This window comes from Pseudomonas sp. SST3 (assembly GCF_003325755.1).
The window spans coordinates 175,630-189,738 of sequence record NZ_QORI02000005.1; the positions used below are offsets into that span (position 1 = coordinate 175,630).

Annotated in this window: 13 protein-coding genes; 7 read left to right on the top strand and 6 right to left on the bottom strand. The window is 60.4% G+C overall.

What is annotated here, in order from left to right; genetic code table 11:
- Positions 1–73: 73 nt before the first annotated feature.
- Both DQ405_RS07245 and DQ405_RS07250 read right to left on the bottom strand, forming a co-directional pair.
- On the bottom strand, positions 74–1,009 hold the full coding sequence (locus DQ405_RS07245) for a GGDEF domain-containing protein (protein ID WP_168423634.1): 936 nt from the start codon (positions 1,007–1,009) through the stop codon (positions 74–76).
- Between the two features lie 214 nt (positions 1,010–1,223).
- Positions 1,224–1,880 carry an alpha/beta hydrolase gene (locus DQ405_RS07250; protein WP_168423561.1) on the bottom strand — a complete coding sequence of 219 codons (657 nt, stop codon included), beginning with the start codon at positions 1,878–1,880 and terminating at the stop codon, positions 1,224–1,226.
- Positions 1,881–2,227: 347 nt separating this feature from the next.
- Here DQ405_RS07250 and DQ405_RS07255 point away from each other — a divergent pair, with 347 nt between their 5' ends.
- The 6 genes from DQ405_RS07255 (at position 2,228) to DQ405_RS07280 (ending at position 11,036) form a co-directional block, all read left to right on the top strand.
- On the top strand, positions 2,228–3,256 hold the full coding sequence (locus DQ405_RS07255) for an amino acid ABC transporter substrate-binding protein (protein ID WP_168423562.1): 1,029 nt from the start codon (positions 2,228–2,230) through the stop codon (positions 3,254–3,256).
- An 88-nt stretch (positions 3,257–3,344) separates the two neighbouring features.
- Complete coding sequence (locus tag DQ405_RS07260) at positions 3,345–4,529, top strand: amino acid ABC transporter permease (RefSeq protein ID WP_168423563.1); 1,185 nt, start codon at positions 3,345–3,347, stop codon at positions 4,527–4,529.
- Between the two features lie 10 nt (positions 4,530–4,539).
- Positions 4,540–5,637 carry an amino acid ABC transporter permease gene (locus DQ405_RS07265; RefSeq protein ID WP_168423564.1) on the top strand — a complete coding sequence of 366 codons (1,098 nt, stop codon included), beginning with the start codon at positions 4,540–4,542 and terminating at the stop codon, positions 5,635–5,637.
- 10 nt (positions 5,638–5,647) lie between these two features.
- Positions 5,648–6,424, top strand: a complete 777-nt coding sequence (locus tag DQ405_RS07270) for an amino acid ABC transporter ATP-binding protein (RefSeq protein WP_168423565.1) — start codon at positions 5,648–5,650, stop codon at positions 6,422–6,424.
- A 196-nt stretch (positions 6,425–6,620) separates the two neighbouring features.
- A complete protein-coding gene (gene purL / locus DQ405_RS07275) occupies positions 6,621–10,517 on the top strand; it encodes a phosphoribosylformylglycinamidine synthase (protein WP_168423566.1) in 3,897 nt (1,298 codons plus the stop codon).
- A 201-nt stretch (positions 10,518–10,718) separates the two neighbouring features.
- Positions 10,719–11,036: a Nif3-like dinuclear metal center hexameric protein gene (locus tag DQ405_RS07280; RefSeq protein ID WP_168423567.1), complete on the top strand. Its 318-nt coding sequence runs from the start codon at positions 10,719–10,721 to the stop codon at positions 11,034–11,036.
- 75 nt (positions 11,037–11,111) lie between these two features.
- Here the strand turns inward: DQ405_RS07280 and DQ405_RS07285 are convergent, their stop codons facing one another.
- From DQ405_RS07285 to DQ405_RS07300, 4 genes are all read right to left on the bottom strand, one after another.
- Positions 11,112–11,540, bottom strand: coding sequence for an organic hydroperoxide resistance protein (locus DQ405_RS07285; protein ID WP_168423568.1), 429 nt, complete (start codon positions 11,538–11,540; stop codon positions 11,112–11,114).
- Positions 11,541–11,665: 125 nt separating this feature from the next.
- Positions 11,666–12,115 (bottom strand): MarR family winged helix-turn-helix transcriptional regulator, encoded by a 450-nt coding sequence (locus DQ405_RS07290; RefSeq protein ID WP_168423569.1) that lies wholly within the window; start codon positions 12,113–12,115, stop codon positions 11,666–11,668.
- Between the two features lie 75 nt (positions 12,116–12,190).
- On the bottom strand, positions 12,191–12,691 hold the full coding sequence (locus DQ405_RS07295; protein ID WP_168423570.1) for a L,D-transpeptidase family protein: 501 nt from the start codon (positions 12,689–12,691) through the stop codon (positions 12,191–12,193).
- A gap of 33 nt (positions 12,692–12,724) precedes the next feature.
- Entirely contained in the window at positions 12,725–13,273 is a 549-nt protein-coding gene (locus DQ405_RS07300) for an NUDIX hydrolase (RefSeq protein WP_168423571.1), read from the bottom strand.
- Positions 13,274–13,494: 221 nt separating this feature from the next.
- Here DQ405_RS07300 and DQ405_RS07305 point away from each other — a divergent pair, with 221 nt between their 5' ends.
- A complete protein-coding gene (locus DQ405_RS07305) occupies positions 13,495–14,109 on the top strand; it encodes a CoA pyrophosphatase (RefSeq protein ID WP_168423572.1) in 615 nt (204 codons plus the stop codon).

A 14,109-nucleotide genomic window follows, 5' to 3' on the forward strand; every position in this document is an offset into this window, starting at 1 on the left:
AGCAGATACGGCGAAGACTTGCTCAGGCCCGGCATCGCCGTTGCCGGTGGCAGGCTGTCAGCGCTGTGTTTGCTCAGCCGCACACGCGGTTTCGCCCTTGAGCCTTGGCCTGGTAAAGCGCCTGATCGGCAGCGTGAACCAGTGTTCTCAGGTCGTCTGTCGGTCGCATTGGCGCGACGCCGATGGAGATCGTGACGCCAGGCAGCGTGCCTATCGGCGAGCGGAACGAAGTGATCGTTTCGAGGCTCTGGCGCAGGCGCTCGCCGACATTGCGCGCATCATCCAGTGCCATGTCGGGAAGCAGGATCACGAACTCCTCGCCGCCGTAGCGCACCAGGCTATCCGCCGGGCGGAGCAGTTTCCCCAGTGTGTCGACAACCAGGCAAAGCGCGTGGTCGCCCGCCAAGTGGCCATGCTTGTCGTTATAGTCTTTGAACCGGTCGACATCGAGCATCAAAACCGAGAGCGGCTGGCCGTTGAATGCGCAGCGGGTGCTCTCGCGGTTATAGATGTGTTCCAGCCAGCGCCGATTGAACGAGCCAGTGAGCGTGTCCACGTTGGCGTTCTGTTCGCTGTTGATGATCAGCCGGTCGCTCAGGCGAACACGCTGGCAGAGCAGCTCGGCGAGGTTCTGCATCAGCTTCGGCGAGCGGGTAAGCAGTGGCATTGCGCGGCGGTGCAGCCGCAGCAGCACTGTAGGTTTGAGCGCGACGACGTAGGCCGAAGGGTGCAGGTTATCCATGAAGCTGATTTCACCGGCACAGTCACCTGGCCCGATCACGCGCACCGGGTGGCTATCGAGCGAATCGAGGTGAACAGCCAGTTCGCCCTCAAGCACAAGGTAAAGGAAGTGATTGTGCTCGAGTGGCGAAAGCAGAATGCCGCCGGCTTCAATCAGACACGGCTCGAACGCCTCCTGCATCAGCCGCAAGCAGGGCTCGTCCACATCGTCCAGCAGGCGCGCCTGTTTGAGGTGTCGCATCTCGACCTGCCACTCGACAAGCTGCATGACTGCAGCATCCGGCGGGATGATCTTCGTCATGACTATCGCAGGTGCCCCGTAACTGCCGGCTGGGTCGGCTTCATATGGCCGCGATGAGCGCTACGACGGCAGGCGCATCGAGTCTGGTTCTACCCATTGCCAAGCGTAGCCGTAGATTGCCCCGCTGGCAGGCGCGCGGCGTCACATTTTGCAGAAGGCGCGTCTGAGTTTGCCAGGCCTATCAGTCGAGACGAACGGCGAGCCAGTCAGCGATATCGCGAATCTCATCCGGTAGTACCTCGTGAGCCATGGGGTATTCCTTCCACTCGGCGGCGACCTTGTTCTGTACCAGGCATTCGTAGGCGACGCGCCCCATCGAGGGCAGCACGACATTGTCTTGCGAACCGTGCAAGCACAGTACCGGCAGGCTTGCCTGCGACAAAGACAGCTTGAGATCAGCGCCGAAGGTGGGCGCATAGGTGGACAACGCCAGGACCCCGCCGAGCGGTCCGGCCCAGCGCAGAAACGCGGTGTGGTAGACCACTGCGCCACCTTGTGAGAACCCGGCCAGGAAGATGCGTCGAGGGTCGATGCCGTGGTCGCGCTGCGCCTCGATCAGCGTTATCACGGCTTGGGCTGACTGTTCGAGCTGTGCCTGGTTGATCGCCCGCGCGGGGCTCATGGCCAGGATGTCGTACCAACTCGGCATCGCCCAGCCGCCATTGATAGTCACGGCCTGGGTTGGCGCTTGCGGCAGTACGAAACGGGTTCGCAACAGGCGCTGCTGCAGCGCCTCGGCGACCGGCAGGAAGTCATAGCGATCCGCGCCGAGGCCGTGCAGCCAGATCACACAGGAGTCGGCGGTTGTTGCGGGTTCGATGATCAAGGGGGCGCTCATGTCGGGCTCCGGCTGGGGCTCGCCTCAAGTTGGGGCGAGCGCGAGGGTCAATGCAGCAATTTGCGGCGAGGTTACCTGTACTGGCGGTTCTGATGAAGCGCGCAAAGACGCCGAATAAGCTTTTCATTAGATCTGGTATGCCGCTTGCTTTGTTCGATTAGCGCCATATGCATCGGTGTCGTTCACGTTCTGCGAACAAGCGCATCGGCGAGAGTTGCTGATAATCAATCGGCGGCTAGACTCAGGTCAGGTTCTTCTGCCGCACCGGACGACGCGTGTCGGCTGGCGTATGGCAATGCCGACAGAAGGCCCCGACCCCGCAGAATAAAAGCAAACTGGAGGTTTCGATGATAAGGGTTAAATCCACACTGGCCGTGCTTGGCGCCGCGACACTTTTGGGCACCAGCGGCTTGGCGCAGGCAGGGGCGACCCTGGATGCGGTGAAGAGCAAAGGCTTCGTGCAGTGCGGCGTCAGCGACGGGCTGCCGGGCTTCTCCTACACCGATGCCAAGGGCGAGCACAAGGGAATCGATGTGGATGTCTGTCGCGCGGTAGCGGCTGCAGTATTTGGCGATGCCAGCAAGGTCAAGTTCAGTCCGTTGACTGCCAAGGAGCGCTTCACCGCACTGCAATCCGGCGAGGTCGACGTGCTTTCGCGAAACACCACCTGGACCAGCTCGCGGGATGCGGCGATGGGGCTGAACTTCACCGGCGTTACCTACTACGACGGACAGGGATTCCTGGTCAACAAGGAGGTCGGTGTCTCTAGCGCCAAGGAGCTTGACGGCGCCACCGTCTGCATCCAGGCGGGCACTACCACCGAGCTGAACCTCTCCGACTACTTCCGAGCCAACAACCTCAAATACACCCCGATCACTTACGACACCTCTGACGAAAGCGCCAAGTCGCTGGAGTCCGGTCGCTGCGACGTGCTCACTTCTGACCAGTCCCAGCTGTACGCACAGCGCATCAAACTGGCCAAGCCGGACGATTACATCGTGCTGCCTGAAGTTATCTCCAAGGAACCACTCGGCCCGGCCGTGCGTCAGGGCGACGAGGAGTGGTTCGACATCGTGCGTTGGTCATTGCTGGCGATGATCAACGCCGAAGAGCTGGGCGTAACCGCTGCAAATGTCGAGGAAACTGCAAAAAACACCAAGAATCCAGACGTGGCCCGGTTGCTCGGGGCGGAGGGTGAATACGGCAAGGATCTGAAATTACCGAAGGACTGGGCGGTGCAGATCGTCAAGCAGGTCGGCAATTATGGCGAAGTGTTCGAGCGCAACATTGGCTCCGGTAGCGAACTGAAGATCGAACGTGGTCTGAATGCGCTCTGGACCAATGGAGGTCTGCAGTACGCGCCACCGGTGCGTTGACCGAGCCGGGTCGGCGGGAAGCCGGCCTTGTTTCAAGGATGAGCGCTGCCGGTGCACCTGCACCGGCGGTGCCGTATGAGGTTTCTTGATGCGAACCATCGCCAAAACGGGAGCAGCACGCGGCTCGCTGCTCACGGATCCGCAGGCGCGTGCCTGGTTGTTCCAGGTCGTCGCTGTCATAACAGTCATTGCAATCGGCTGGTTTCTGTTTCACAACACCCAGACCAACCTCGCTCACCGAGGCATTACGTCAGGCTTCGGCTTTCTCGATAACGCTGCCGGTTTCGGCATTTCCCAGCACCTGATCGACTACAGCGAGAGCGATTCCTACGGACGAGTGTTCTGGGTCGGCTTGCTCAATACATTGTTGGTCAGCGTCATCGGCATAATCCTGGCGACCATTATCGGGTTCATTCTCGGAGTGGCGCGGTTGTCTCCGAACTGGCTGATCCGTCAAATAGCCACTGTCTATATCGAGACCTTCCGCAATATCCCACCGCTGCTGCAGATCTTCTTCGTCTATTTCGCCGTGCTTGCACCACTGCCAGGACCGCGGGATAGCCTGAGTCTGTGGGACGTGATCTTCGTGAACAACCGTGGCGTTCAAATGCCCTCGCCCGGTGCAGGGGATGGCTTCTGGCCGTTCTGGATAGCGTTGTTCGTGGCGTTGGTGGCGATCGTCATGCTCAACCGCTGGGCGCGGGCCCGGCGTCACGCCACCGGTCAGCCGTTTCCGGTGTTCTGGAGCAGCCTGGTGCTGTTCACTGCGATACCGGGGTTGTGCTCGCTAGTGTTCGGCGCGCCGTTCCTCTGGGAGATTCCTGAGCTGCAGCGTTTCAATATTCGCGGCGGCTGGGTGGTCATCCCCGAGCTGGTTTCGATCGTGCTGGCGCTGTCAATCTACACCGCGGCCTTTATTGGTGAAACCGTACGCGCCGGAATCCAGTCGGTCAGTCATGGACAGACCGAAGCAGCCGCTTCGCTGGGCCTTCGCCCGGGACGGGTACTGCGTCTGGTGATCATCCCGCAGGCGCTGCGCGTAATTATTCCGCCGCTGACCAGCCAGTACCTCAACCTGGCCAAGAACTCTTCGCTGGCGGCTGCTATCGGCTATCCCGACATGGTCTCGCTGTTTGCCGGCACCGTGCTGAACCAGACCGGTCAGGCGATCGAAACCATGGCGATCACCATGAGCGTATACCTCGCCATCAGTATCAGCATTTCGCTGTTGATGAACTGGTACAACAAGCGCATTGCGCTGATCGAGCGGTAAGGACGAGCGCATGACGACCCATACCTTCAAACCGGACCTGCCGGCGCCATCCACCAATATCGGTGTGGTGGGCTGGATGCGGGCCAATCTGTTCTCCAGCTGGATCAATACGCTGCTCACGCTGATCGGGTTGTATCTGATCTGGCTGATCGTTCCGCCCATCATCGAGTGGGCAATCATCAAGGCCGACTGGACCGGCGAGACACGGGCCGACTGCACCCGCGAGGGTGCGTGCTGGGTCTTCGTGCAGACGCGGTTCAGCCAGTTCATGTACGGCTTCTATCCGCCGGAACTGCGCTGGCGGGTAGATGCCACGGCCTGGCTCGCAATCATTGGCGCTGCGCCCCTGTTCCTGCGGCAGATGCGGCACAAGGTGCGCTATGGCATTGGCTATCTGCTGGTGTATCCATTGCTTGCCTACTGGCTGTTGCACGGCGGTTTCCTCGGCCTCGAAACGGTATCGACCAGCCGCTGGGGCGGGCTGATGCTGACCATCGTCATCGCTGCAGTGGGCATCGCGGGGGCGCTGCCGCTTGGCATTCTGCTGGCGCTCGGCCGGCGCTCGGACATGCCGGCGATTCGCGTGCTGTGCGTGACCTTTATCGAGTTCTGGCGTGGCGTACCGCTGATCACCGTGCTGTTCATGTCCTCGGTGATGCTTCCGCTGTTTCTGCCCGAGGAGATGAATCTCGACAAGCTCATGCGGGCGATGGTGATGGTGGTCTTCTTCGAGGCGGCCTACATCGCCGAAGTGGTACGCGGCGGCCTGCAGGCTATCCCCAAAGGACAATACGAGGCGGCTGCGGCGATGGGCCTGGGTTACTGGCGCAGCATGATCTTGGTGATCCTGCCCCAGGCGCTGAAGATGGTCATACCGGGCATCGTCAACACCTTCATCGCGCTGTTCAAGGACACCAGCTTGGTGATCATTATCGGCCTGTTCGACTTCCTCAACAGCATCAAACGCGCCACTTCCGACCCTGCCTGGCTTGGCATGTCGACCGAGGGTTACGTGTTCGCTGCGCTGGTTTACTGGACTTTCTGCTTTGGTATGTCGCGCTATTCCATGCATCTGGAACGCAAGCTCGACACCGGCCACCGGAACTAAGGAAAACATCATGAACGACACATCTCTGCAACCTGAGCAGTCTGAGCAGGCCGGTGAACCGGTCATTCAGATGCAGGGCGTACATAAATGGTTCGGCCAGTTTCACGTACTCAAGGACATCAACCTCAACGTCACCCAGGGCGAGCGCATCGTCCTGTGCGGACCGTCGGGCTCAGGCAAGTCCACCACCATTCGCTGCCTCAATCGTCTTGAGGAGCATCAGCAGGGCCGTATCGTGATCAATGGTGTGGAGCTGACCAATGATTTGAAGCAGATCGAGGCAATTCGCAGCGAGGTCGGCATGGTGTTCCAGCATTTCAATCTGTTCCCGCACCTCACCGTACTGCAGAACTGCACCTTGGCGCCGATGTGGGTGCGCAAGCTGCCCCGGCGTCAGGCCGAGGAAATCGCCATGCATTATCTGGAGCGCGTACGGATTCCGGAGCAGGCCGACAAATTCCCAGGACAGCTCTCGGGCGGCCAGCAGCAGCGGGTCGCGATTGCCCGCGCGCTGTGCATGAAACCGAAGATCATGCTGTTCGACGAGCCTACCTCGGCGCTGGATCCGGAAATGGTCAAGGAAGTGTTGGATACCATGGTTGGCCTCGCCGAAAGTGGGATGACGATGCTTTGCGTGACCCATGAAATGGGCTTCGCCCGCACCGTCGCCGATCGGGTGATATTCATGGATAAGGGCGAGATCGTGGAGGAAGCCGATCCGGAAACCTTCTTCACCAATCCGGGCAATGAGCGCACTAAGCTGTTCCTGAGCCAGATATTGCACTGAGAGCGCAGCGGCACGCTTCACGCTTCCGGGCGTAGGGTGGATGTCGCTTTTACATCCACCGTGGGTCCGCACGGTGGATCGGGCAGGCGTGATCCACTCTAGGTGCGTGCAGAGCTTCCAGCAGGCTTAGCCTCGGACGCTGTCATGGGCTAGAATACGCGGCCCGACTGCTCCCCTCTCCGAGGCTGTTCCGACGATGTTGATCCTGCGCGGCACTCCCGCTCTTTCCGCCTTCCGTCACGGCAAGCTCCTGGCACAAATGACCGCGAAGGTCCCCGCCGTGAGCGGGTTGTACGCCGAGTTTGCCCATTTCGCCGAAGTTTCCGGCACGCTTGGCGCGGACGAGGAGCACGTGCTCGCCCGATTGTTGAAGTACGGTCCGAGCGTACCGGTACAGGAACCGTCCGGTCGGCTTTTCCTCGTGATTCCGCGTTTCGGAACCATCTCTCCCTGGTCGAGCAAGGCCAGTGACATTGCCCGCAACTGTGGGCTCGACAGGATTCAACGGCTGGAACGCGGCATCGCCTATTACGTGGCGGGGAACTTCTCCGACGACGAGGCCCGGCAGATCGCTGCGGTCTTGCATGATCGAATGACCCAATTGGTGCTCGAACGCTTCGAAGACGCTGCGAATCTGTTCAGTCATGCCCAACCGAAGCCATTGACCGCCGTTGACGTACTGGGCGGCGGGCGCGCTGCGCTGGAACAGGCCAACGTGGAGCTGGGTCTGGCACTGGCCGAGGATGAGATCGATTACCTGGTGACCAGTTTCACCGACTTGGGGCGCAATCCCCACGACATCGAATTGATGATGTTCGCCCAGGCCAACTCCGAACATTGCCGTCACAAAATCTTCAACGCCAGCTGGGATATCGACGGCGAGAGCCAGGAAAAGTCCCTATTCGGAATGATCAAGAACACCTTCCAGCTGCACGGCGAGGGTGTGCTGTCCGCCTACAAGGACAACGCCGCTGTGATCGTCGGCAATGTGGCAGGGCGCTTCTACCCGAATCCGGAAACCGGCGAATATGCGGCCAACCAGGAGCCCGTGCACATCCTGATGAAGGTGGAAACCCACAACCACCCGACTGCCATCGCACCGTTCCCGGGAGCCGCCACGGGTTCGGGTGGTGAGATCCGTGACGAGGGCGCTACGGGCCGTGGTGCCAAACCAAAGGCTGGTCTCACTGGCTTCACCGTTTCCAACCTGAACATCCCAGGCTTCGAACAGCCCTGGGAGGTGCCCTACGGTAAGCCCGAGCGCATCGTCACGCCGCTGGATATCATGATCGAAGGCCCGCTGGGTGGCGCGGCGTTCAACAATGAATTCGGTCGGCCCGCATTGAACGGTTATTTCCGTACTTTCGAACAGTCGATCAATACTCCCCATGGCGAGGAAGTTCGCGGCTACCACAAGCCGATCATGCTCGCCGGCGGCATGGGCAATATTCGCGAAGGTCACGTGCAAAAGGCCGAGATTTCGGTTGGTGGCAAGCTGATCGTGCTCGGTGGTCCGGCAATGCTGATCGGCCTCGGCGGCGGTGCTGCCTCGTCGATGGCCACCGGCAGCAGCTCGGCGGATCTCGATTTCGCATCGGTGCAGCGTGACAACCCTGAAATGGAGCGCCGCTGCCAGGAGGTCATCGACCGTTGTTGGCAGCTGGGCGACAAGAACCCCATCAAGTTCATTCACGATGTCGGCGCCGGTGGCCTCTCCAACGCCTTCCCGGAGCTGGTCAACGATGGTGGTCGTGGCGGGCGCTTCGAGCTGCGCAAGGTCCCCAACGACGAGCCGGGCATGGCGCCACATGAAATCTGGTGCAACGAATCCCAAGAGCGCTACGTGCTGTCGGTCGATGCGGCCGATCTGGAGCGCTTCGAAGCCATCTGCAAGCGTGAACGCTGCCCCTTCGCCGTCGTCGGTGAAGCCACCGCCGAACCGCATCTGACCGTCTCCGACAGTCATTTTGGCAATGATCCGGTCGACATGCCGCTCAACGTGTTGCTCGGCAAGGCGCCGCGCATGCACCGCAGCGCTGTCCGTGAGGTCGAGCTTGGCGATGATTTCGCGGCGGATCAGGTAGACCTGTCCGAAGCGATCGACCGTGTGTTGCATCATCCGGCAGTGGCCAGCAAGAGCTTCCTGATCACCATTGGTGACCGCAGCATCACTGGCATGGTGGCACGCGATCAGATGGTCGGCCCCTGGCAGGTTCCGGTGGCCGACTGCGCCGTCACGGCTACCAGCTATGACGTCTATACAGGCGAAGCCATGGCCATGGGCGAACGCACGCCGCTGGCATTGCTGGACGCGCCGGCATCGGGCCGCATGGCGATTGGCGAAACCCTGACCAACCTCGCCGCTGCCCGCATCGAGAAGATTTCTGACATCAAACTCTCCGCCAACTGGATGGCCGCTGCTGGCCATCCGGGCGAAGATGCGCGCCTCTACGACACGGTCAAAGCGGTTGGCATGGAGCTGTGCCCGGAGCTGGGCATCACCATTCCGGTGGGCAAGGACTCGATGTCGATGAAGACCCGCTGGACCGAGGAGGGTGCGGAAAAAAGTGTGACGTCGCCGTTGTCGCTGATCGTGTCTGGTTTCGCGCCGGTGGCCGATGTCCGCCAGACTCTGACCCCGCAGTTGCGTCTGGACAAAGGCGAAACCGATCTGGTGCTGATCGATCTCGGTCGTGGCCAGAACCGCATGGGCGCGTCGATCCTGGCACAGGTCTACGGCCAGATGGCACGCCAGGCGCCGGATGTCGATGACGCCGAAGACCTGCAGGCTTTCTTCGCCGTGATCCAGGGTCTCAACGCTGACGGACTGTTGCTGGCCTATCACGACCGGTCGGACGGCGGCTTGCTGACTACTGCGCTGGAAATGGCGTTCGCCGGACACTGCGGCCTCAACCTCAACCTTGACGGTCTGGTCGAGAACGCCTCGCAGATTCCCGCGGCGCTGTTCAACGAAGAACTGGGCGCGCTGATTCAGGTGCGCCAGGGTGACACGGAGGTTGTTCTCGCTCAGTTCAGCGCCGCAGGTCTTGCCGACTGCGTGTCGGTCATCGGCCAGCCCGTCAACAACGGCCACGTGGCGATCAGGTTCGAAGGTTCTGACGTGTTCGCCGGCGATCGCCGTCTTTTGCAGCGTCAGTGGTCCGAGACCAGTTATCAGATCCAGCGCCTGCGGGACAATGTCGATTGCGCCGATCAAGAATTCGATGCGCTGCTCGAAGAAGACAATCCCGGTTTGAGCGTCACGCTCGGCTTCGACGTCAACGAAGATATCGCTGCGCCCTTTATCAAGCGTGGCATCAGGCCCGAAGTGGCGATTCTGCGTGAGCAGGGCGTCAATGGTCAGAGCGAAATGGCGGCTGCATTCGATCGCTCTGGTTTCGCTGCGGTCGACGTGCACATGAGTGACATCCTATCGGGGCGCATCAGCCTCGAGCGGTTCAAGGGGCTGGTGGCCTGCGGCGGTTTCTCTTACGGCGACGTGCTCGGTGCAGGTGAAGGCTGGGCCAAATCGATCCTGTTCAACAGCCGCGCCCGTGAAGATTTCAGCGCCTTCTTCGAGCGCAAGGACAGCTTCGCTCTAGGTGTCTGCAATGGTTGCCAGATGTTCTCCAATCTCCACGAACTGGTGCCTGGCAGCGAGTCCTGGCCGCACTTCGTGCGCAACCGCTCAGAGCAGTTCGAAGCGCGTGTAGCCATGGTTCAGGTTCAGGAATCGCCGTCGATTTTCCTGCAGGGCATGGCCGGTTCCCGTCTGCCTATCGCCATCGCGCACGGGGAAGGGCACGCGGAGTTCGAAAGCGAAGAAGCGCTGCTCGAGGCCGACCTTTCTGGCACCGTCGCGCTGCGCTACGTCGACAACCACGGCAGGGTCACCGAGCGCTATCCGGCCAATCCGGGTGGTTCGCCGCGCGGTATCACCGGTCTGACTACACGTGACGGCCGCGTGACCATCATGATGCCGCATCCGGAACGTGTGTTCCGTGCGGTAACCAACTCCTGGCGCCCGGACGAGTGGCAGGAGGATGGTGGCTGGATGCGCATGTTCCGCAACGCGCGGGTCTGGGTCGACTGAATCAGGCCGAACGAAAAGCCCGGAAGCGCGCAGGTGCTGCGGGCTTTTTCATAACTGTGAATCGGTCGACATGGTTGGTGAACCAAGCGCATTAGGCAACGTCTGAAGTTGGCACCTGGATGTGCCGGACCGGATCCGGCAAACCTGGTTGCGCCGGTGGAGAAAGGTGCTCCGTCGGCAGTTCTTGATGCGGAGATATTGATGTACAAGCTGTGTTTCTATGTTCCGGAAAGCCATCTGGATGCAGTCAAGAAAGCGGTTTTTGCAGTTGGTGCCGGGCGGATCGGCGCATACGACAGCTGCTGCTGGCAGGTGCTCGGGCACGGCCAGTATCGGCCGCTCGAAGGCAGTAAGCCGTTCCTCGGGCAGCTAGGCCAGGTGCATTCGGTCTCCGAGTGGAAAGTCGAGCTGGTGGTGGCCGACGAGCTGATTCATGACAGCGTCAAAGCACTCAAACGCGCCCATCCATACGAAACACCTGCATTCGAAGTGTGGCGGCTGTCCGACTTACAGTTCTGATTGCGCGAGGCAACGAAAAGCCCGAGTTCGCCAGTGGCGGCTCGGGCTTTTTATGCCTAGCGGGCATGGACGCTATCAGACGTTGACGCTCAGGCGTACGTCGATGTTGCCGCGGGTGGCGTTGGAGTAGGGGCATACTTTGTGCGCGGCTTCGGTCAATTGCTCGGCGACCGACTGCTCAATGCCCGGCAAGCTGACGGTCAGCTCTACTTCGAGCCCGAATCCGCCCGGAATCTGACCGATACCCACTTTGCCAGTAACCGCTGTGTCGGCGGGTAGCGGCTGATTTAGCTGGCCCGCGGCGAATTTGAGTGCACCGATAAAACAGGCTGAATAGCCGGCGGCGAACAGTTGCTCGGGGTTGGTGCCGCCTCCGCCTTGCCCGCCCAGTTCGCGAGGAGTGGAGAGCTTGACGTTGAGCCGCCCGTCTGACGACGCAGCGCCGCCGTCGCGGCCCCCGGTCGCAGTGGCGGTTGCGGTATAGAGTGCGGTGATGGCCTGCATGATCATTGTCCTTTTTGATGGTCGGCTCTGTAAGTTATCGCGCAAATAATTTGCGCGCAAGATAAAATTGTCCTTGAGGCTGGCCGGGTCGAAAGGGGTGTGTAAAGCGAGGGTTCTGCGCGCGCTTAGCCGCGTTTCAGCAGCGCGCTACGAAGGGATGCGAGCTGGTCACGCAGTGCGAGCAAGGCTTCATGCGACTGACCGGTGCATTCAAGCATGCAGGCGGGGAAATCACGGGCGCGCTCTTTCATGGTCCGTCCAGCATCAGTGAGATGCAGTTCAACCACGCGTTCATCGCTGCTGCTGCGAGTCCGACTGATCAGGCCTTCGGCTTCCAGGCGCTTGAGCAGCGGTGTCAGCGAACCGGGTTCGGTCAGCAAGCGGGCGCTGATTTCGCCGACGGTGAGGCCGTCGCGCTCCCAGAGCACGAGCATTGCGAGGTATTGCGGGTAGGTCAGGCCGATGCTCTTCAGCAATGGCTTATAGGCCTTGGTCATCTGCAGTGAGGCGGAGTACAGGGCGAAACACAGCTGGTTGTCCAGCTGTAATTGCTCGTCTGAAGCTGTCTTCGTCATAGGTGACCGAAAGGCGAGGGAATGGTTTTCACGTTAACGCGCTGCCTTGCTTGCTGCCAAGCCCGGTGCTCCTGATCAGGGGCGAATCTCGATCAGTGTGCCGTTCTTCACAAGGTTCCAGATCTCGCGCATGTCATCGTTCTTCAGCGCGATACAGCCCTCAGTCCAGTCGAGGGTATGGAAGAACCACTCGGGATATTCTTCATCGAGCGGTGTGCCATGCAGCATGATCATGCTGCCTGGCCGCAAACCGTCACGGCTGGCACGCGCCAGGTCCTTGGCGTTCGGGTAGGAGATGTGCATCGCCAAGTTGTACTTATCGGACGTCTTGCGCCAATCAATCCAGTAGAACCCCTCGGGTGTCCGCTGATCGCCTTCGCGTTCCTTGGGGCCCGGTTGCTTGCCTAGCGACACCCGATAGCTCTTCATGGTGACGCCGCGGCTGATGAGGTGAAGCTGACGCTCTGACTTGACCACCAGCACCTTGTCGATGAAAGCGTCATCGAATGCTGGCGCAGCACTAGCGTGGGATAGGGCGGCAAACGTGAAGCAGAAGATCGCTAACAGCCAGCGCATTTGGAGCGTTCCTGAATCTTTACGACATCAGACCTATTTGCGCGCCACCCGCATTGCTTCGATGGCTTCATTGCGCACCGGGAAGGTCTGCTGCACCCGGTCGGCGAAAAAGTATTCTAGGGTACGCCCAACGGTCGGGAAAGCCAGCTCAGACCAAGGGATGTCGGCCTGTCGGAAAAGCCTGACCTCCAAGCTTTCGTCCCCCGCGCCGAATCGTTCGTCGACCAGTTCGGCGCGAAAGAACATATAGACCTGGTTGATATGCGGCAGGTCGAACAGCGTATAAAGCTGAAGGTCCGTGACCCTGGCGCAGGCTTCCTCCAGCGTTTCGCGCTCTGCGGCCTGTTGCACGGTTTCGCCGTTCTCCATGAAACCGGCCGGCAGCGTCCAATAACCGCGACGTGGCTCGATCGCGCGCCGGCAGAGCAAGACATTGTCTTCCCATACGGGCAGACAGCCGGCAACGATGCGTGGGTTCTGATAGTGAACCGTATCGCAGGTGGCACAGACGAAACGGGTCCTGTTATCTCCATCCGGCACTCGCTCTGTGATCGAGCCGCCGCACTGGCTGCAGAATTTCATCGCGCTTCCTTCGGTTTGCCTGCCGTTCTCAATCGTTCAGGGGTTCATTGGCGGTCCGGAATTGTTAGGAGCCGGTCTGCCGCAAAAAGTGTTTCAGCGACCGCTGCCTGTTTACCGCTTTCGTTTTGGTGGTACCAGAGCCGTCGGGTTTTGCTTTGCCTGTCTTGGGGGCTTCGGTGATTCATGCCATGATGCCAGTCAAAGACAGAAAGAGAAGCTTCATGCTGGACAATATTCTCCAACGGGTGCGTGACTATTCTCCGCATCTCCTGGAGCCGGAAGGCCGAATGCCCGAAGCGGCCGTGTTGATGCCGATAACGCGCAGCGATTCGCCGGAGCTGGTGCTGACCCTTCGCGCCAGCGGCCTGTCCACCCACGGTGGAGAAGTGGCGTTTCCCGGTGGTCGACGTGATCCGGAGGACCGAGACCTGATCCATACCGCGCTGCGCGAAGCTGAAGAAGAAGTAGGCCTGGCGCCGGGTATGGTGGAAATTGTCGGACCGCTCAGCAGCTTGGTATCGCTGCACGGCATCCATGTCACGCCCTATGTCGGCATCGTGCCGGATTATGTGGAATACCGCGCGAACGATGCAGAGATTGCGTCGGTCTTTTCCGTGCCGCTGGAATTCTTTTGTCAGGATGCGCGCGAGGTCACCCACCGAATCGATTACCAGGGCGGTGCCTGGTACGTGCCGTCCTACCGGTATGGCGAGTACAAGATCTGGGGGCTGACGGCCATCATGATCGTTGAGCTGGTAAATCTGGTGTACGACGCCAGAATCGAAATGCGCCGGCCTCCCGCTTCCTACATCGATCTGAGTCAGAAGAGGTCATGA